The following is a 20,709-nucleotide window of genomic DNA, read 5'->3' as shown; positions in this document are numbered from 1 at the left end:
GGCAGATAATGGATTCGGACGGTTCGCGTCCCCTCGTCCATCCTCGTCAGGATCTCACCCGCGTGACGCTGGCGGTGCTGTTCATCGGCAGTCTTCTCATCGCCAGCATCTGGGTGATGCAGCCGTTTCTGCCGGCGATCGTATGGGCCACGACGTTGGTGCTTGCCACCTGGCCGCTCATGCTCTGGTTGCAGCGCCATACCGGCAACCGCCGCGGCCTTGCCGTCCTGATCATGACGCTGACCTTGCTGCTGCTTGTGATCGTGCCCTTCTGGCTGGCGCTCAGCACGGTCATCGCGAACATCGACAAGGTTGGCGACCTGGTCCGGACTATCCTGTCGATGCGACTGCCACCGCCACCCAGCTGGCTGGAGGGAGTGCCCCTGGTTGGAGCACGCGCTGCCGAAGCATGGCAGAAACTGAACTCGGCGGGCGCTCAGGAACTGGTCCAAAGACTGACCCCTTATGCCGGAACGCTGACCTACTGGTTCGCGTCAGCCACCGGAAATTTGGGTGGCATGTTCATACATTTCCTGCTGACGACCGCGATTGCCGCGATCATGTATTCGGGCGGTGAACGGGCCGCCGCCACCGCAATTCTCTTCGGTCGCCGGCTGGGCGGCGTTCGTGGAGAGACCGCGGTAAAGCTGGCCGGCCAGGCGATCCGAAGTGTGGCCTTAGGCGTAGTGGTTACCGCCGTTGCGCAAAGCGCTGTAGCGGGTATCGGGCTGGCCGTAGCCGGCGTGCCCTATGCCGCCGTGCTCATGGCATTGATCTTCATTTTGTGTCTGATCCAGCTCGGTCCGGTCCTGGTAATGGCTCCGGCAGTGATCTGGATGTATTATTCGGGCGACACGCTTTGGGCGACGGTGTTGCTGGCCTTTACCATCGTCGCCGCGACGATGGATCAATTTATTCGCCCTGTTCTCATCCGCAGAGGCGCCGACTTGCCTATGCTGCTTATCCTGGCCGGGGTCATCGGCGGCCTGGTAGCGTTTGGCATACTGGGCATTTTCATTGGCCCTACGGTGCTCGCGGTCGCCTACACGCTGCTCAATGCGTGGATGGCGGATGGCGATGATAGAGAACCTCCTGGGGAAACGCGATGAAGCCGGCAGGCGTTGCTGCTTTTAAGCTAGGCGGCAGCGCCGCGAGCCAAATCGGCTAGTAGGGTGGACTCAATGCGCACGCCCGGCAGTTCACCCTCCAAGCGCTATAGTCGTAACTACCAAGACGCTACCGATTGCCGCCATGGCCAGAGCCATCGGCCAAGGGCTTCTGCCCATATATTTGCCGAGCCGTGCGCCGATCAAAAACAGCATGGCGACGGCTACCGCGTTCGACGCGCGCATCGCCGTCGGCAGATCGTCGATGAACAGGAACGGCATGCTGGGTGGAAGCGTCGATAGGATGACCAGCAAGCAGATTGAAACTGCAGCTCTGACATCCCGAATGTTCACAATGCGCCGATTGTCGGATACTGGAAGAGATCTGATGCGCGTGACGATACTTTCGGCGTCGGCCTCGGATGTGACCAGGCGGACGTCCTTCGGCAACTCGGAGAGGAAGACGCGCCGCGCCTCTGCCAGGGGCATCACGCGGATGGCCTCAAAGAAATTTAGGCGCTTCACCCGCTCCACAGCTGTCGTCAAGGCAAACATGACGCCGTCGACAATTCCCCAAGCGAGGTTGCAGCCCAGGGCAGCCATCAGCACGGCCCCCACCTTGTCGCCTTCGCCAACCGCGACGCTCATGGTGCCTGTGAAGGAAAGCGCCATCAATAGTCCGAAAATTACCTCCGACAGACGGTCGATGGGGTCGAGCACGGGTCTAACGGGATCGGGACCGTTCATGGCAGGACAACCGCCACATGACAACACTTGAGCAATCGCACCTTACAGCAAGCGATTTCCGTTTGGAGTCTAATTCCGCTTGCCGAGTTCCCGTGCTTTGGGCAGAGCCGAACGAGTGGCTCCGCTTCAGCATGGTGGCGCGGCGGTGTAGAACCTGTCCCATAGCGCATCCCTTTGATTCGGATGGCAATGATGCGCCATTAAAGTCCGGGAGGCCCATGCCGCGCGCGGACAGGGCGAAGATGATAGCCCCGAGCGCGACCGCCCATCATCTCGCCGTAAAGTCGGCTGACTCGGGGATTCCGGTCGCGACATAGAAGCCGGGCAGAATCGCCAGGCCGAAGAGCAGCACGCGCTTGGCCCGGTGCTCGAAAGGATATCGAATCACATACCAGCCGACGATCCCGAACACCCATACGATCTCGCCGACTGAACTCGCTTCCATGCTCAATCTAGCTCACCGGCGCCCTTACGGCGGTATGGACGTCTTGAGGAGCCGCGGCCGCCTCGACATTCTCGATCTGCTAACGGGGGGCCGTTGCGGCGGCGGCATTTCCGGATTCAACCCCCGGCGGGCCGGTATAGCCGATCGCATTCGGCCCGCCATTCATCTGTCGAAGCTTTGTGATGAAATCACGCGGCATAAGCCAGATACCTGGCGTCTTGTAGCCCATGAAGCTTGCGATGTCGGCCACGAAGGCGTTGCAATTGTAGAGCGACGCGTGCCAGAGCGGCGACTTGGCCTGCAGCTTGCGTATATATGCCACGACCCTCCTGTATTCAGGTTCGGTAAGCGGAACTGTCCAGCTCGCCGACCGGTAGGCGATTTCCAGATCGCCGTCGGTCCATCCGGTCGAGGCCGGCACCGGCGCGAGATGGCCGAGCATATAGATATTGGGATCGTTGGATTTCGGCGCGAGCCCGGCGACTTCGGCATTGATCATCTTTCCCGATTTGTCCATGCGCCCGAAAATCACGAAGGAGTGCCCGTATGTATAGGCGTAGCGGGAGCGAAACTCGATGAAGTACCGGCCCTCTGCTGAATTCACCGTGCTCGTCGGCGCCCCGGCAGCCGCTAGGGTCCGTTCATCGGACGTGAAATTCAGTTGAGGTTTATCCTGCGATTGCGATTGGCATGATGCCGCCGCGAGCGCGAGCAGGGCCACGGACAGTGAACGGCCACTTACAAGCGTCATTTCATTCCCGAACTCCGAGGAGCGCAGATCAAAAGCGGGTCCTGCCCGCCACTGGTGACCTCACGACCGAGCCGAAGAGTCGCCCGATCCGTATTGCTGGCTGATGGGGAAAGACCAGCGGCCCTTCCCCATCCCGACCTAGGCCGGTTTACTTGTACACGGGCGCCGGTGCAGGCTCTTCGACGACGACAGGCGGCGGAGCCTTCCCCTTCCCTTTGCCGATGTCCATATTTGCGCAGCCGCTTAGGCTGGCGACGGCGAGCGCCGCGACCACTGCGATTAGAATTCTGCTCATCACATATTCCCCTCGGGCGAATCGGTTCAAGCTACAACACGCAAACTAACGGGGGACTACACCGCAGCTAGTGCAGGAAAGACACACCTAGCCAATTTAACTGTCGGTTGATGGTTGGGAGAGGCATTCTGTCGGGTTCCGTTGCAAAATTGGGCTGTGTTGCAAAGCTTTCGGTACCAGGCGCATGGCATGGCCTCTGGTGTTTCGCCGGAGAGTTCAGATGTTCAAGGGCCGCCATTTCGACCAGTCCGTCATTCTGCTTTGCGTTCGCTGGTATCTGGCCTACGGCTTGAGCCTTCGCGATTTGAAGGAAATGATGGCCGAGCGCGGCATCAGTATCGATCATTCGACGATCCACCGCTGGGTCGTTCACTTCTCGCGAAGCGCGTCCAATGGCTGTGCCGTCGCAGCGTTTCCCTTCCGAAGTCTACTGCATACTCACCCAATAGCTTGCCTCTGCTACTCCATTGGCGGATTTCGCCGCGTTGCCGCAATTGGCCCTTCTGAAAGGGTGCCGGGATCGACGAGTTCGATCATGATGGCATCCGGACCCCTAACGTAGATCACACCTCGTTCCGCCCAAGGACATCACCAAGGCAGCAAACTATGTCCCAAAACGTCGGCTGCCGCTCACACCCTTGCCAACGACTTCCCTGATAATCGTTAGGGTTTCCCGTGCAGCCTCCCTGGGCGGCAGGGCTGTATCTGCAATATTACTCACCAGTCTTGTAATGTCATGGTCTATTTTCTTTTCGGACCATTGAATGCCGTTGGCTACAGTAATGTATACCGAGTAGGCATGATGTGTAGTTCCCGGCCGTTCGCCGATGATGTGAAGAATCCCTCTGAAACTCTTGGGATCTGCGTTCTGAAAGAGCACCTCGCCGATCCGATAACCGGCCCGGACCCTTCCGCTTGTAACCAGGATGTTCTTGTTGCTCATCGGGACATTGGCGTCGGCAAGCAACCTGCGCATCTCTTCGAGATAGGGTGCTAGATGTCCCTCGTCCATGATGGCTTTGGCGTTTAGGCCATCCGAGATAACGATCTGGCCTTTCGGCAAGTCGTCGCCCCAAGAATCCCTTATTCTTTCAATTTCTGCAATCGCTTCCGGGCTTAGTGTTTCACCTGTATTCGGGTGAGCTATATAGTCATTGCGGTCTTTGGATAGCGTGCGGACCGGCACCACATCGGGTATGGCAGCGACAAACTCGGGCGTTAATTCGGCCCAGAGAGACTGCTTGGCGTCATCGTATAATCCCTTCACTTTGGCTGCGAGCTTTGGGTTCAGATCCCAGATATTCTCGCCGTGCCCAATAGCGAGGTCGACGCCTCTCCCTTCAACCTCCTCAATCTTCTGCCTGCCTTCCGCGTAGACGACGTCTTTAGGCCGCTTTTCGCCCTTCGCGAGGCGGTACTGGTAGTACACCCAGAGAGGATCGCCATAGTTCGTGGTGTAATTGTTGTTCTGATCAACAATCCCGATCCGCTTGTAGAAATCCCACATCGCGTCATTGACTTTGAAGCCGAATTTTTCCCTCAACCGGACGTGATCCTGGAAGGACGTCGTGAGATAGCTCAACATCGGGTCGTTTTTGGTGGGCAGCGCAATCAGGTAAACAGGATTGGCAGGCATTATCTGGTCCTGGCACCAATCCAAGTCTTCAAGGCTGACCGTCATGTGTAGGGTCGTGCAGATATCCAGGCCGATCGTCAATCCGTGGAGTTTGCCCATGACCATATCTTCGAGGCAGCACCTCACCAGTTGTTCGCGGTTCTTGAATACCTCCGGACCAATGAATCCGGCAACATCGTTGACATGAAGCCACGGCCCCCTGGGCTGCACCTTTGCGAGTTCAATTCCAACCGCCCTGCTGAAGCCGTATTTTCGGGACTCCAGTACCATCATATCGACGCCGTTTGCCGCGCCATTTGTAAATTCGGAGCCCTGCCCAGTTTCGAAGTAGAGGCCATATCTTTCCCCTTTCTTCGCGCTTGCATACTTCAGTATTGTCTCATTCGTGATATCAAAGATCTTGTTGCAGTCATCTGTTCCAGAAAGGCTCTGGAACATCGTGGCAACTGTTCCAGGATACATTTCGCTTACCTCTGCCTGCACGTCGATATGCGCAAGCACACACCAAGGGATCACGTCGTCCAGCTTGAAGGTATTGACGATGTCTCTAAGCGCCCCTTCAACGCCCACGACGCTGTTGACCGTGCTGTCGACGGGGTTTGTCCCGATGACAATGTCGCCCGTTGCATAGGAGAACGCATCGAAGACCTGCCAAACCACGTCATCGGGATGATCTGTAGGAGAATTGGGCTGGATTCGTGCACCCATGTATCCCTTTGCGCCCATGTTGGTGCCCGGCAACACATTGAAGATTTTCTGACTCAGGGCGATCAGCTCTTCATTACTCATCAGTTTCGGGACACAGCCGATCGTGTCGCTGGTGAGTCCGTGCATTACGCCCTTAATCGTCGCCTCTGGCTCAGTCAGGAGAAAATCTTTCAAATGGCCCATGGTCCAATCTTTGACCTTTGCGTACTGGGCCTGGTCGGTGGTCTGCCATATCAATCGTTGAAGGTCGTCCTCGAGCAATGGGTACTGGTGGAGATCCCCGATCTTCGTATTTGTCAAAAGGGCGCGTGCATTTTTCCGTGTTGCCTCATCCACAGCGCCCACTCCAATGGTCTGATCTCCTTCCTTAAAGTCATTCGCAGCGCCAATCACTTGCTGGTAAACTGTTTGATCAAAGTCTCCTTTGACCCTGTTGATATACGCAAAGACGTCTTCTCCCGGCTGGACCTGGTCGATCGCAATGTTTGCTTGGCCGGGTGCCGCCTTGGCAGCATCGCTGTAGCTTGCAAGGGCCCCAGCAGCTGCTCCCACCATTAAGAGCAGTTCTCTTCTCGAAACTCCTTCATTCTCCTTCGAGGGTAAGCTCTTGTTCATGGCTATCTCCTTGTTGCAAAGGACCAGGGCGATCAGCGGTTTCGCGCGCGCGGCGACCGCGTCAATGGCTGACTGAGGTCTGGAACTGAAAGCATTCTTGGATTCTAGCTTCGGAACGGCAGTCTTCGGAAAGATGGATTGCATAGCTTCACCAATTCGGCTCGGGCGATGTTCCAGGGCTGCAGCGTGGGGTCGAACTCTGCAACCGCGCCAACGCTCGATAAGTGCCTCGCACCTCATCACGCCAATCCCAGTTGTCCAACCAGCCCAACCGGTTTATCGTACCTTAAAGACCTATAAAGTTCGATCCATTTTGGAAGCTTGAGCCTAATCGAGCATGATGCCCGTCGCGGGACGAAACCTTGGCTGCATTCCCTTCAAAGACACAACGGGAGAAGCAACATGGCACGTCATATGAAAGCAGCGATCGTTCGGGAATTTCGGGCGCCTCTGGTCATTGAGGAGATGGAGATCCCAACTCCTGGCCCGGGTCAAATCCTGGTGAAATACGAAGCGACGGGCGTCTGTCACACGGACCTTCATGCCGCAAGCGGCGACTGGCCGGTGAAGCCGACACTACCATTCATACCAGGACATGAAGGGGTCGGTTTTGTCTCCGCGGTCGGACAGGGTGTCAAGCGAGTCAAGGAAGGTGATCGGGTTGGAGTTCCGTGGCTTCACACCGCGTGCGGCTACTGCCCCTATTGTCGCACCGGCTGGGAAACCCTCTGTGCATCTCAGTCCAACACTGGATATTCGGTGAACGGAACCTTCGCCGAGTTCGGCCTGGCAGATCCCGACTTCGTCGGAAGCTTGCCGGACAGCCTCGAATTCGGGCCGGCGGCGCCTCTGCTTTGTGCCGGGGTGACCGTCTATAAGGGTCTCAAGGAAACCGAGGTTCGTCCTGGCGAGTGGGTCGCAGTCTCAGGCGTAGGCGGGTTGGGACATATGGCGGTCCAATACGCCAAGGCGATGGGCATGCATGTCGTTGCGGCGGATATTTTCGACGACAAGCTGGCCTTGGCGAAACAGCTTGGCGCCGACGTTACCGTCAACGGAAAGGACAAGGATGCCGTCGAGCAGGTTCAGAAGGCGACAGGCGGTGTTCACGGAACCCTCGTCACGGCGGTTTCTCCGCAGGCGATGGAACAGGCGTTCGGGTTCATGAGGTCGAAGGGAACGATGTCTCTCGTCGGCCTCCCGCCAGGGAAGATCGCGCTGCCGGTCTTCGAAACCGTCCTGAAACGCATCACGGTGCGCGGTTCGATCGTTGGTACGCGTCAAGATCTGGAAGAGTCGCTGCAGTTTGCGGCGGACGGCAAGGTGGCATCCCATTTCTCATGGGAAGATCTTGAGAACATCAACGATATCTTCCACCGGATGGAACAGGGCAAGATAGACGGCAGGATAGTGATGCGGCTTCACTGATCGGATATACACGCGCCGCAAACGCTTCGAAATTATTTCAACTGGGAACGCATCTGTTCGAAGCGGCGGTAGCTTCTTCTAGGTATCGACGAGGCCAGACGCTTTATCGGCGGAAGGGTGATCTTTTCATCGGCATCAAAGCCGACAATGTGAAAGACCTCCTTGCCGATATCGACGCCAATCGATTGTAGCTGGCCTGACTTGTAATAATCTAACCAATTACGACGCGGACGTCGTGCGTGAGCCCGTCGTCAGTGAGTGGCACATTTCCGTCAGTCAAAAGAGTCCCGTCCATCATTACGGATTGCACTCCCCGGCCGACACTCTTTGAGTTGTCGAAACGGATCCGGTACGACGCCGATCCGTACCTGTAGCTTAACCCATAATACGGCCAGCGTGTAGGAACGCACGGCTCAAACCGAAGGATGGGACCGTCCCGTCGAAGGCCAAGAATAGCCTCCAGCCCTGCTCGATATAACCAGCTGGCTGAACCCGTGTACCATGTCCAACCACCACGTCCCGTATGCGGCGGCGCGCCATACACGTCGGCGCTGACCACAAATGGCTCTACCATGTAGCGTTCGACCTGATCTCTCGTCGCTCCGTGGCAAATCGGATTGATCAAGTTCCACAGATGCATGGCGCGATCACCATCGCCCTGCAAGGCTGTCGCCCAAACAACCCACGCGGCTGCATGGGTGTACTGGCCGCCATTCTCGCGGATACCGGGAACATAACCCTTGATGTAGCCAGGTTGCAGTGGGCCATTGTCAAATGGGGGCTCGAATAGCGCAATCAGCTTGTCCTCCTGTCGCACAAGCCTTTCGTGAACCGCGTGCATTGCCGTTGAAGCACGTTCCACATCGGCCTCGCCGGAAATGACAGCCCAAGCCTGTGGAATGGCATCGATCTGACATTCATCGTTGAGCGACGACCCGAGCGGAGTGCCATCGTCGAAATAGGCTCGGCGATACCAAGTACCGTCCCAGGCGTTGGCTTCCAAGGCCACGCGCAAGGTTTCGGCTCTTTCGCGGCACCACGCGGCGCAGCTCTCATCCCCACGAGCGGCCGAAATCGTGGCAAACGACTTCAGGACTGTAAGAAAGAACCACCCGTTCCAGACGCTTTCACCCCTGCCCTCCGCGCCGACCTTGTTCATGCCGTCGTTCCAGTCGCCCGTTCCCATGAGCGGCAAGCCGTGGCGGCCTAGACGGAACCCGTGTTCCAGGGCTCGAATGCAGTGCTCATAGATTGCAGCGATTTGTTCGCTGGTGTCCGGCCGGTTGAAGTCCTCGTCCTGGTCCTTCTTCAGGAGGGGGGACCTAATGAACGGAATCTGTTCATCGAGCAAACCGATGTCGCCGGTTGTCGAAACATAGTGGTGAACGACAAAGGGAAGGAAATATAGATCGTCGGTCATGCGCGTGCGCACGCCAATGCCGGACGGAGGATGCCACCAGTGCTGAACGTCACCTTCCTCAAACTGCCGTGCCGCCGCTCGCAGGATGTGTGAGCGGGTTTCGTTCGGCGCGCAGTGGACCAACGCCATGACGTCCTGAAGTTGGTCGCGAAAGCCGTACGCGCCCCCCGACTGGTAAAAGCCAGAGCGCGCCCAAACGCGACAAGACAGGACCTGATAAAGCAGCCACCGGTTCATCATCAGATTGAAGCCAATGTCCGGCGTTGAGACCTGCGTTGCATTTAGGATGTCGTCCCACTGACGAGATAAAGCGGCGAAACTTTCGCGAGCGCGGTCGACGTCTGCATGTTCGCGAACAAGTCGGCGGACCTGCTCGAGGCCGGCAGCTTGTCCAAGAACAAAAATAACGTCCTTGGTGTCGCCAGGCTCTAACAAAATGTCCACCATCAGCGCGGCGCAGGGATCTTCCAGGGTTCCGAATCTTTCTGCCAGACTGGTCCGCTGCAATGCAGCGGGCCGAGACACCGAGCCGTATTTGCCAAGAAACTCCGCGCGATCGGAAGTGGCTGAACTCGCAACCTGACTGGCGGCCACGAACGCCAGTTTCCCGGCAAAATCACCGCCCCATGCGTTGTGCGCCACGATGGCTCCCGATTCGACATCGCGTTCGCAGACGACTTGCATCGCAGCGTCTTCGCGATGTGTCCCCAGAACCCACTCGGCGAAATATGTTGCCGATATTTGGCGAGGTCGAGAGTCATCGTTCGTCAATTCGAGATGCACGATCTTGATCTCACCGTTAGGCGGGACATACACCGTCAACCTGTGATCCAAAGCTCGGCTGATACTTTCATACCGGCTGTAGCCTTGGCCATGGTGAACGGTCACAACGGCTCGATGTCCCAGTGGCAAGGGCGTTGGCGTCCAGATCTCTCCGGTTTCTTCGTCCCGCAAGTAGACGACCTCACCAGGTGTATCTGAAACCGGGTCATTCGACCAAGGCGTCAGCCGGTTCATCTGGCTGTTGCCCGACCAAGTGTACCCAAGCCCGGCTTCAGTCGTCAGGCAGCCAAAACTCGGGTTTGCGATGACGTTGCTCCAAGGCGCCGGCGGCAGGGACGGCGCTCGCGAATTGACGCCGTCGACCACAATGACGTACTCGCGCCCGTCAGGGGCGAAGCCCCCGAAACCGTTCCAATACAACAAATCCTTGGGCGGGATCGCAGCAGGGCGCGTGAGTGTCTCGCCCGCTCGAGCCGCGGATATTCGACCCGGAGGCGTTTCAACTTCAACTGCGTATGGTCGATCAAGCTGATTGGCCAGTGAACCAGAGTTGCTTGAAAGGATGACGCGCGCAGCGGCGGCGATCGCTGTGATTTGATCGTCTGAGGCCGTGCCCGCCGACAAGACGAAGATTCCTCCTGGTTTGCCTAGCGTTTCGGCTGCCTTTCCGGCTTGCAGTCTCTTGACCAATTGCTTTGCGCTACTGGCGCCACGTGTATCAAGCAACACAAGGTCAAATTGCAAACTTCTGCGGCGGATAAACCCGTGCCCCTTTGTCACTTCGCGAACGAGAGTCTTATCCCCGTTGCCTTCGATGCGAACCAGCACGATCGGAAGGTCACCGGATATCCCGTGCGACCAAAGAGCTGCGCGATCGAAGAAGTGATTTTTCTTGAACGCCGTCGCCTGCCGCAAAGCCGGATTTGCAAATGCGATACTTCCAACCAGGCGATTAAACAAAGAGACCTTGTCGCGAGTCAGCTTTAGGTCGTGAAGCTCAGCTTGATAAGTTTCCGATGCCTCGCGGAACGTCTTATCGACGGCATCGATACTTGAGAATCGCTCTGCGATCGCGCGGACCGCCTGATGGTTGTCGCCGGCGCCCGTCACAAAGGCTACGCGCGCCGTATCACCCGCTTCCAGATGGACCGTCCTTCGCAGGCAGAAGACGGGATCGAGAACCGGGCCGGTCGTGCCGGATAGAGCTGCCCCCGCGTCAAATATGGTGGGATTTTCTGCCGTGCGGCCGCGTCCAAGGAATTTGTGTCGATCAGTCTCATACTCGACCACTTGGCCGACCTGTTGACTCGACGACGAAACATGAACCGCCCAGATCGGTTTTTCTTTCGCATCGCGCGGCCTGCGACGCGCAAACAAGGCGCCGGTCGCCTCGTCGTACTGCGTTTCCACGAAGAGCTTGGCAAACGTCGGATGTGCTCTGTCCGCGCGGCGATTGTTCAGACAGACCTCGGAATAGCTGGTTAGTTCGAGGGTTCGTGCCTTCCTGCCATGGTTGACAATCGTAAGTGCCCGCACTTCTGCGTCGACATCTGGTGCGACGCATACTTTCCAGGAAATTTCGATGTCTTCGGCTCGACAGCGAAACTCGGCCCTGTCTCCATGAAACGTATGCGTGTAGATATTATGAGGTCGGAAAAGTGGTTGCTTGCCGATGGACCATGGAGTGTTGTCCGCCTGGTCTCGGACGTAGCAAAACTGGCCCCAACAATCGCGGGTGACATCCTCTCGCCACCGGGTAACGTCAAGGTCCTTCCATGTGCCCCAACCGGCTCCTGTAGCAGTGAGCATGACACTGTAGCGACCGTTAGAGAGCAAAGCGACGGTGGGGGCCGGATCCATCGATTCAGGAGCGCTACTGTGTCTGGTCGGCTCGGGCGCGCTATCGCTGTGGATTGATTTTGCCATCAACGTTTTCCCACTCAAGCGACGACACCGGCTTCGAAGGCAATCGTCACTGCAACCACCGCCGACAACTTTCCCGCGGCCTAATCGGCGACATGTCCATTCCAGATCCTTACTGCGGGTATCTCCCGATAGTAAGTGAGAACGCTCCACGTACCGGTATTCAGAAGAAAATGTTGTCCGGCTCGCGGTGGAAGCCCGATCCAACGCGCCGCAAGCACGCGCAGCACGTGCCCATGCGCGAACAGAGCAACGTCGCCGTTCGCAGCCCGCGCCCGCGTCACGACTTGATCCACACGCGCGCCAACTTGCCTCGGCGTCTCGCCCCCCGGGCATCCATCCCGGAAAATCAACCAGCCCGGTCTTTTCGCCTGGATTTGCTGGGGCGTCAGCCCCTCGTATTCGCCGTAGTCCCACTCGATCAAGCTTGGGTCGACGATGGCGCCGGCGCCGAGACCCACCAACTCACAAGTCTCCCGTGCGCGCTGTAGTGGGCTTACGAGAACGAGCGCGAACGTCTGCCGCGCCAACACCGGACGCGTCCGTTCTGCCTGTCGTCGTCCGTTGTCGGTCAAGGGGAGATCTGTTGAACCTGTGTGTTGCCCGCTCAGGCTCCACTCGGTCTCCCCATGCCTGATCACGAATACGTTCACGTCCAGCTCTCCTGGCTTAGACGCTGTCCCAAGGCCGTTGCTTGTCCCGACACTCCGCCCGCGATTTCGGTCAGGTCGCCGCCGTGTAATGCGATGTACCCCTGTGCTCGATCAGATCGTGACGGATCGCCTGCTTGAAGTAAGCGGCTCAAGCTGCCAGCCGCGGCAACCGGTCGATGACGTCGCCTGGCCCATGGAAGCGGGTCAGGTCGTTCACGACGGACATATCCAAAGGCATGGGGGCATCTCGTTCAGCTTCGCTCCCTCGAGGTAGTGCGGCTTGTGCCCATACTCCACCGCCCGGCTGGTCGTGATGCGGCGGACTACCAAAGCCCACCTATGCCGCCTCCATCTCATCGGTGTACATCCCAAGACTAGCCGCGCCGTTACAGCGAGCCCGGTGGTAAAGGGCCAGTTGGCCCATCTTCAGCTCCTCGTCGCGTCCATGCCACGCCTCCAGCGCCGGATCCTGGAGTGCGCGCCCGTAGGAGAAACTGATCTTCCAAGGCTTTGGCCCGGGCAGTTGGTTGATCGCGTTGAGGTGGGCGGTGGCCACCCGGTCGTCCTGACCACCCGACAGGAACACGATGCCGGGGACCGCCGCGGGCACGTGCCGGCGCAAGCAGCGGAGCGTGGCGCCTGCGACGTCCCGCATGGGAACCGGACGAGAGTAGTTCTCACCCGCGATCACCATGTTGGGCTTGAGCAGCATGAACTCCAGCACGACACGCTGTTCGAACAGGGCACGGAACACGGCGTGAAGGACCACGCCAGTGACATCCTCGCAGCGCTCGATCGTGTGCGATCCCTCCATCAACACCTCCGGTTCAACGATTGGCACGAGTTGCTGCTCCTGGCAAAGCGCGGCGTACCGCCCTAAGGCGTGTGCGTTGGCACTCACGCACGCGGCGCTCGGCAGCGTCTCCGCAATGCGTATGACTGCCCGCCACTTCGCGAAGCGGGCGCCCATGCCGCGGTATTCGGAGAGGCGATCCCGGAGCCGTCGAGCCCTTCGGTGACTGTCTCCTCGGGAGAGCCGGCAAGCGGCTTCGCGCCTGTGTCAACCTTGATCCCGGGCAGGATCCCCTGGCTGGAGAGGACCTGAGTGAGCGGCGTCCCGCCGGAACTCTTCTGGCGGATGGTCTCGTCGTGCATGATGACGCCGCTGATGAACTCGGCCGCGCCCGCGGAGGTGAAGAGCATTTCACGGTAGGTGCGCCGGCTTTGCTCGGTGGAATGGATTCCGAGCGCATCGAACCGCTTGATCAATGTGGGCACGGTCTCGTCCGCCGCCAAAATACCCTTTCCCTCGGCGACTAGCGCCGCTGCGATGCTCCCCAAATCGTGGGTCATCGTGGGCCCTCCCGTTTGCTCTCCGTCGTACTCGTGCACCTTTATCCGAACAAGAAATTATATGGCGCAAGTCAGATGAGATCAAGAGTACGAGAAAGAGTGTCGCAACAAGTCAGCGGGTTTCCCAAACAGGATTGCCTGCCTCAACCGTGTTGGCGGCAGTCCGGTCGCTGCTGAAGTGTGCCTCGCTCTCTGCACCCGACAGCTCAGTGCGCTCGCATGCCCTGATGTTGTCCTACAGCGCTACAGCCATCCTCCCGCGAAACCTGCTCGACGCAATCCCTCTACCACCGGCGAACAGCGGCGCATGAGTTTCCAGAGCAGGCCAGTCCGGTAGTTTTCGATCATAAGCACGACCGGTCCCTGGTCGATCCCAAAGTGGTACGGGGACACCCACCATCCCGTGGGACTTTCTTCTATCGTGAATGACGGATTGAAGGACGGTTTGAATCCGTAAAGCCGTGTCATGCCGAGATTCATCCGGGCAAAATTGCGGGCAGTGGGGATAACGATCTCTGGCGCGAATGGCAGCGAGGCTATGACAACCCAAGGTGCGACCGTCCCGTCGTCGGGCCCGAACGGAGCGCCGCGGGCAATATAATCGAAGAACTGCCGCTCAAGGCCATTGACCGTTCGCGTGATCCAGCCCGGCCCGTCGCAGGCCGTGAACCCCCAGCAATGTTGGCCATAGCCGGCGAACTCCATCGGGTTTCGAATTGCATACTCCTGCTGCACGAAAGTTGCTTGCCGGCTGTTCTCGAAATAGTCGCTGTCGTGGTGACGCATGAACGCATCGCGGATGCCGCGAAAGTCCACCCACATGTGCGACAGCTGATGAGTAAAGAGCGGGCCTGAATAAAGCAGCTCGCGGCCGTAGATTTTCTTCCATTCGTAGGTTGAGGTGTAGGCGGCATAGCTCTGCGGGTGCAACGGGTGGGTCGGCGAGCCAAGGCCGAGGATGTAGAGTAGCAAGCCCTCATCGTAACCCCGCCACCGATGCGGGATGAATCCGCTTTCCGGGCGCCAGCCATGCGTCAGCGAAAGACCGCCATTGCAGGCCCAGTTCCAGTCGGCACGCTCATACAGCGTAGTAGCGAGGTGGCGGATTTCCGCTTCATCCGGAGTGTCGCGATCGAAATAGGTAGCGACGGTTAGGGCGCCTGCAAACAGGAACGCGGAATCGATCGTGGACAACTCGCACTGCCAAACGCGGCGACCCGTCTCGATATCCAGAAAATGATAGAAGAAGCCTTTGTAACCAGATGTGTTTGGCTCCGGTCCCTGCGGACAATCCGTCAAGTATCGCAATCGTTTGCGGGCGATCTTTGCCGCGAATTCGCGGATAAGAATTCCTCGTTCTACAATGACGGGAATTGTCGCGAGCGCCATGCCGATTGCGGCGATGCTTGCCGGAGCATTCGGTTCCGTCTTGTCGCGTACCAGCCCGTTGTCGGGGTTCGTCTCATGCAGATAGTACAGCAATGTCGAGAACTGCAACCGCGCCAGGTCTTGATCGGTCGGCAACCGATCAAGCTCGGCATCCGTCGACAGCGTGTCGGGCATAGCGCGTAAGTGCTCCGTTAACCGAGGTTTACCGGGGCATCGGGCATGTTCGCCTCAAAGACTGATTTGGATTGCAGCTCAACTCAAATATTGTCGCTTTCCGTTGACGTCCGTCGAGACTCGCCGCCCTTGTCCATCAAGCCCCATTTCCAACCGCTGATGTCCGGCAGATCATCACCATACTTCTCGATGTACTGTCTGTGTTCGATCAGCTTCTCGTGAATAGCCTGCTTGAAGTAAGCGGCGCGGGCGCCCAGTTGCGGCAGGCGATCGATTACGTCCTCCACCAGATGGAAACGATCGAGGTCGTTCAACACCACCATATCGAAGGGAGTAGAGGTCGTGCCTTCTTCCTTGTAGCCGCGGACGTGCAGGTTGTCGTGGTTGGTTCGGCGATAGGTCAGCCGGTGGATTAGCCAGGGATAGCCGTGGAAGGCAAAGATGATGGGCTTATTCTTGGTAAACAGCGCATCGAAATCGCGACCCGGCAAGCCATGCGGATGTTCTTCCGGCGGCTGCAGCTTCATCAGATTCACCACGTTCACCACCCGCACCTTTAATTCCGGTAAGTGCTCGCGGATCAACGCCACTGCAGCCAGCGTCTCCAGGGTCGGGACATCGCCGCAACACGCCATCACCACGTCGGGCTCGCTGCCCTTGTCGTTGCTGGCCCACTCCCAAATGCCAAGACCTTGAGTGCAGTGCTTGACGGCTTGGTCTATCGTCAGCCATTGCGGCGCGGGTTGCTTGCCGGCGACCACGACATTGACATAGTTGCGACTGCGCAGGCAGTGATCGGTCACCGCCAGGAGGGTGTTGGCATCGGGCGGCAAATAGATCCGGATCACTTCCGCTTTCTTATTGGCGACATGATCGAGGAATCCCGGGTCCTGATGGCTGAAGCCATTGTGGTCCTGGCGCCAGACATGCGAGCTGAGGAAGTAGTTAAGCGATGCGATTGATCGGCGCCAGGGAATCTCGTGGCAGACCTTCAGCCACTTGGCGTGCTGGTTGAACATCGAGTCGATAATGTGGATGAAGGCTTCATAGCAGGAGAAGAAGCCATGCCGGCCGGTTAATAGATAGCCCTCCAGCCAGCCTTGGCACTGATGTTCGCTGAGCACCTCCATCACGCGGCCATCTGGCGCCAAATGGTCGTCCTCCGGGTAGATTTCGGCCATGTAACATCGGTTGGTAACCTCCAACACGTCCTGCCAACGATTGGAGTTGTTTTCATCCGGGCTGAACAGGCGGAAATTGTTGCTTTCCAAATTCAATTTCATCACATCCCGGAGAAACTTGCCCATCAGCCGTGCCGACTCGACCGTGGTTGCGCCTGGGCTGGGCACCGCCACTGCATAGTCCCGGAAGTCTGGCATCTTAAGGTCGCGCAACTTCAAACCGCCATTGGCGTGCGGATTGTCGCTCATTCGGCGATGCCCCATCGGAGCCAGCGATGCCAGTTTGGAATTGAACCGGCCATCTGCATCGAACAGCTCGTCAGGCCGGTAGCTCTTCATCCACTTTTCAAGAATCCGGATGTGCGCCGGCTTGTCCATGTCGCCCATGGGAACCTGGTGGGCGCGCCAATAGTCTTCACACTTCTTGCCGTCGATTTCCGGCGGGCAAGTCCAACCCTTCGGCGTGCGGAAGACGATCATCGGCCAAGCCGGGCGTTTCAGGTTGCCGTTGTTTCGGGCATCAGCCCAGATTTGTTCGATTTCCGCCACTGCGGTGTCCAGCGCGTCAGCCAACTGCTGGTGGACGTCCTCCGGGTCGTGTCCCTCGACGAAGTAAGGCGTATAGCCCATGCCCTCGAAAAACTTTTGCAATTCGTCCTTCGGAATGCGCGCTAAGAAGCACGGGTTGGCGATCTTGTACCCGTTGAGGTGAAGAATGGGCAGCACGCAGCCATCGCGGGCCGGATTCAGGAATTTGTTTCCATGCCAGCCGGTCGCGAGAGGCCCGGTCTCGGCTTCGCCGTCGCCAACGACACAGGCGACGATCAGGTCCGGGTTGTCGAAGGCCGCACCAAAGGCGTGGCTCAAGGCGTAACCGAGTTCCCCGCCCTCATGAATGCTGCCGGGCGTCTCCGGGGCAACGTGACTGGGAATGCCACCGGGAAAGCTGAACTGCTTGAACAGTCTCTTCATACCCTCCGCGTCTTGGCTGATATTTGGGTATACCTCGCTGTAGGTACCTTCCAGATAGGCGTGAGCAACCAGGGCAGGGCCGCCGTGTCCCGGTCCGATGATGTAGATCATGTTGAGGTCGTCGCGTTTGATGACCCGGTTTAGGTGGACATAGAGCATGTTCAGACCGGGCGTCGTGCCCCAGTGGCCGAGCAGGCGAGGCTTGATGTGCTCGCGTTTCAGCGGCTCCTTCAACAATGGGTTGTCGAGAAGATAGATCTGGCCAACCGACAGATAGTTGGATGCCCGCCAGCAGGCGTCCATCGCCTGTAATTCGTCAGTCGAGAGGGCGCTAACGGCCGCCGCCGAAATTTCGCCAGAACGACCTTTCTTTTTCGTTGCGGTCTTAATCGATGCCATCGTTCGCTCCTCTTCCAGAACGGGACCGGTCGCGTTGACACGGTCTTGGCAAGCCGCAGTTACTGCGCAGTTGGCATGGATATGAGAACGATGAACCGATACGGCTTATCCGAGGCCGACTTGGACGCTAGTATAGACCAAAATGGGCAAGGATGCTCGCGATTTCGCCTGGCGTTCTGACCTTGGCGGGACCGCGGGTGTCGTCACAAATCTGCCATCACCGGCACCGCATAGTTCTCATTGACCCGCCGCGGTGGCCTCGCCGCGCTCCACGAGGTGCTCAGTGCACGCGGTGACATGTCCGGGGAGGCGGCGGAGCGGTGGCAGCGAATTATCGGCCTGTTCGGCATCGACGCGGAGGCGGCCGTTTCCGAACTGTCGGGCAAAGCGATCAAGCCAGCCCGACTGGTCAAGGTATCCTGGCGACGGGGGAAGCCCTCAAAGGACTGTCTCGGAGGACACGCTTTTGGTCCAGATTGACTCAGACAAAGCCGAAACTGCTCACGAAAAATACGAGCGCTTGATTGCGCGCGCGAAGCTTGTGCCGGCAACGAAGACCATCGTCGTGCACCCTTGCGACGAGACTTCATTGCGTGGCGCTGTTGAGGCTGCCGACGAAAGCCTGATCGTACCGATCCTGGTGGGACCATGCCGCAAAATCCGCGCGGTGGCGGAGGAACACAGTCTCGACATCGGTCGTTTCGAGCTTGTCGACATGGCGCACAGCGATGCCGCGGCCGCAAAGGGTGTTGAACTGATCCAGGAGGCGAAGGGAGAGCTACTGATGAAGGGCAGCCTCCACACCGATGAGTTGATGCGGGCCGTCACCGCGTCCGCAACGGGGTTGCGCACGGCGCGGCGGATCAGCCATGTGTTTGTGATGGATGTGCCAGCCTATGCCGAGACATTGTTCATCACCGATGCGGCGATCAATATCTTTCCCGATCTCGACGCCAAGCGCGACATCATCCAGAACGCCATCGATCTCTTCACTCAGGTCGGTCTCGGCGAGCCGCGTGTCGCTATACTTTCCGCCGTGGAAACCGTCACCTCGAAAATACCGTCAACCATCGAGGCCGCGGCGCTGTGCAAGATGGCCGATCGCGGCCAGATCACGGGCGGCGTGCTGGATGGTCCGCTCGCCTTCGACAACGCCATTGACCCGGAGGCGGCTAGAATCAAGGGCATCCGGTCCGTCGTGGCGGGGCGCGCGCAGATCCTGGTGGTCCCCGATCTCGAAGCCGGCAACATGCTTGCCAAGAATCTAACCTTCCTTGCCAAGGCGGACGCCGCCGGCATCGTGCTCGGCGCGCGCGTCCCGATCATCCTCACATCGCGGGCTGATTCCATTCGCACGCGGCTGGCTTCCTGCGCAGTCGCAGTGCTCCTTGCCGACGCGCGCCGTCGCTCGGCAGCCTTGCCGGCAACGTAGCCATGGATGCGATCCTGGTCCTCAATGCCGGCTCCTCGAGTCTGAAGTTCCAGGTATTCGGATTTGACGGGTCGGGCGGTCTGCAAAGGCAAGTCAAGGGTCAGATCGATGGCGTCGGCACATCACCGCGACTGCTTGCCATCGGGCCTGACAAGAAGCCGTTGGTAGATCAAGCCTATTCCCCAGGCGATGTCCCGGATCTTCCCGCCGCCACAAACGTCGCGGGAACCTGGCTGCGGAAGACGCAGGGATTCAAACTCACCGCTGTCGGCCACCGCGTCGTTCATGGCGGGCCGGACTATGCTGAGCCCATACAGGTGGACGAGGACGTCCTACGAAATCTTGAACGTTACGTCCCGCTTGCTCCGCTGCACCAGCCGAATAACCTGGCGCCTATCCGCGCCCTGTTCGAGCGACGTCCGGAACTGCCGCAAGTTGCCTGCTTCGACACGGCATTCCATCGAGGCCACAGCGCGTTAGCCGACCACTATGCGATTCCTGAGCGCTTTTATGCGGAGGGGGTGCGGCGGTACGGGTTTCACGGACTGTCCTACGAGTATGTCTCCGGACGTCTGCGCGAGATTGCACCCGATATCGCGAGCGGACGTGTGATCATCGCGCACCTCGGAAGCGGCGCCTCCATGTGCGCGCTATCAGAAGGCCGCAGCGTTGAAAGCACGCTTGGATTTACGGCGCTCGACGGATTACCGATGGGAACGCGCTGCGGACAGATCGATCCGGGCGTGATCCTCTACCTCATTACGGAAAAGGGCATGACGGCGGCGCAGGTGCAGGATTTGCTGTACCGTGAATGCGGGCTGAAGGGGCTGTCTGGAATCAGCAATGACGTTCGCGACCTGCTGAAGAGCGATGATGCCAACGCCGCCTTCGCATTGGACTATTTCGTTTACCGTATCGGCCTGTACGCAGGGACGTTGGCGGCAGCGCTGGGTGGTCTCGACGCCTTCGTATTCACGGCAGGGATCGGCGAGAACTCGGCCGAGATCCGGGCGCGCATAGTCGAGAAACTTGGCTGGCTTGGCGCCGAGCTGGATCAAGCCGCCAATACAGCCGGAGAGTTAGTGATCTCGAGCGAGGCAAGCCGTATTGCGCTGTTCGCGGTCCCGACAGACGAAGAACTGATGATCGCGCGTCTCACACTGGAACTTATCGGGGCGGACAAAAAGGACGGTCTGGGCGAAAGCACGCGTATCAGTGCGGAGCGTTCGCCCTAGAACCACTACTGTCGATCGCAAAGTAAGGCTTGCCCGCCGGCAAGCCCACGGAGGAAAGGCCCGT

12 protein-coding genes and 3 pseudogenes are annotated in these 20,709 nt (G+C 58.7%); 5 read left to right on the top strand and 10 right to left on the bottom strand.

What is annotated here, in order from left to right:
• The first annotated feature begins 8 nt into the window (after positions 1-8).
• Complete coding sequence (gene ydiK, locus AC0L2C_RS03105) at positions 9-1,109, top strand: AI-2E family transporter YdiK (protein WP_128169712.1); 1,101 nt, start codon at positions 9-11, stop codon at positions 1,107-1,109.
• A gap of 90 nt (positions 1,110-1,199) precedes the next feature.
• Here ydiK and AC0L2C_RS03100 read toward each other — a convergent pair whose 3' ends face one another.
• The 4 genes and pseudogenes from AC0L2C_RS03100 to AC0L2C_RS03085 all read right to left on the bottom strand — a co-directional run bounded on the left by AC0L2C_RS03100 (position 1,200) and on the right by AC0L2C_RS03085 (position 3,344).
• Complete coding sequence (locus AC0L2C_RS03100; RefSeq protein WP_473522666.1) at positions 1,200-1,853, bottom strand: VIT1/CCC1 transporter family protein; 654 nt, start codon at positions 1,851-1,853, stop codon at positions 1,200-1,202.
• A gap of 271 nt (positions 1,854-2,124) precedes the next feature.
• Positions 2,125-2,298, bottom strand: a pseudogene (locus AC0L2C_RS03095) (protein-S-isoprenylcysteine O-methyltransferase); the annotation flags it as partial.
• A 79-nt stretch (positions 2,299-2,377) separates the two neighbouring features.
• Entirely contained in the window at positions 2,378-3,049 is a 672-nt protein-coding gene (locus AC0L2C_RS03090) for a hypothetical protein (protein ID WP_287288741.1), read from the bottom strand.
• Between the two features lie 148 nt (positions 3,050-3,197).
• Positions 3,198-3,344 (bottom strand): ABC transporter, encoded by a 147-nt coding sequence (locus AC0L2C_RS03085; protein WP_077380058.1) that lies wholly within the window; start codon positions 3,342-3,344, stop codon positions 3,198-3,200.
• Positions 3,345-3,564: 220 nt separating this feature from the next.
• Between AC0L2C_RS03085 and AC0L2C_RS03080 the strand changes: the two are divergent.
• Positions 3,565-3,723, top strand: a pseudogene (locus tag AC0L2C_RS03080) (IS6 family transposase); the annotation flags it as partial.
• 225 nt (positions 3,724-3,948) lie between these two features.
• Here the strand turns inward: AC0L2C_RS03080 and eutB are convergent.
• On the bottom strand, positions 3,949-6,303 hold the full coding sequence (eutB, locus tag AC0L2C_RS03075) for an ethanolamine ammonia-lyase subunit EutB (protein ID WP_473522665.1): 2,355 nt from the start codon (positions 6,301-6,303) through the stop codon (positions 3,949-3,951).
• A gap of 402 nt (positions 6,304-6,705) precedes the next feature.
• Between eutB and adhP the strand changes: the two genes are divergently transcribed.
• Entirely contained in the window at positions 6,706-7,731 is a 1,026-nt protein-coding gene (gene adhP / locus AC0L2C_RS03070) for an alcohol dehydrogenase AdhP (protein ID WP_077380032.1), read from the top strand.
• 211 nt (positions 7,732-7,942) lie between these two features.
• Here adhP and AC0L2C_RS03065 read toward each other — a convergent pair whose 3' ends face one another.
• The 5 genes and pseudogenes from AC0L2C_RS03065 to AC0L2C_RS03045 form a co-directional block, all read right to left on the bottom strand.
• Positions 7,943-11,860 carry a GH36-type glycosyl hydrolase domain-containing protein gene (locus tag AC0L2C_RS03065; protein WP_473522664.1) on the bottom strand — a complete coding sequence of 1,306 codons (3,918 nt, stop codon included), beginning with the start codon at positions 11,858-11,860 and terminating at the stop codon, positions 7,943-7,945.
• Positions 11,861-11,940: 80 nt separating this feature from the next.
• The gene (locus AC0L2C_RS03060) at positions 11,941-12,510 is read right to left on the bottom strand and encodes a histidine phosphatase family protein (RefSeq protein WP_473522663.1); all 570 of its coding nucleotides are present in this window, start codon (positions 12,508-12,510) and stop codon (positions 11,941-11,943) included.
• Positions 12,511-12,847: 337 nt separating this feature from the next.
• Positions 12,848-13,863: pseudogene (locus AC0L2C_RS03055) on the bottom strand (class I fructose-bisphosphate aldolase).
• A gap of 243 nt (positions 13,864-14,106) precedes the next feature.
• Positions 14,107-15,426, bottom strand: coding sequence for a glucoamylase family protein (locus AC0L2C_RS03050; protein ID WP_473522662.1), 1,320 nt, complete (start codon positions 15,424-15,426; stop codon positions 14,107-14,109).
• 83 nt (positions 15,427-15,509) lie between these two features.
• Positions 15,510-17,978: a phosphoketolase family protein gene (locus AC0L2C_RS03045; protein ID WP_287246361.1), complete on the bottom strand. Its 2,469-nt coding sequence runs from the start codon at positions 17,976-17,978 to the stop codon at positions 15,510-15,512.
• Positions 17,979-18,444: 466 nt separating this feature from the next.
• Here AC0L2C_RS03045 and AC0L2C_RS03040 point away from each other — a divergent pair, with 466 nt between their 5' ends.
• Complete coding sequence (locus AC0L2C_RS03040) at positions 18,445-19,410, top strand: phosphate acetyltransferase (RefSeq protein WP_473495802.1); 966 nt, start codon at positions 18,445-18,447, stop codon at positions 19,408-19,410.
• A 2-nt stretch (positions 19,411-19,412) separates the two neighbouring features.
• A complete protein-coding gene (locus AC0L2C_RS03035) occupies positions 19,413-20,645 on the top strand; it encodes an acetate/propionate family kinase (RefSeq protein ID WP_473522661.1) in 1,233 nt (410 codons plus the stop codon).
• The last annotated feature ends 64 nt before the right edge of the window (positions 20,646-20,709 follow it).

The organism is Mesorhizobium sp. WSM4845 (genome assembly GCF_055811455.1).
Note: the sequence above shows the minus strand (reverse complement) of the source record. Positions and strands in the feature narration are given on the sequence as shown.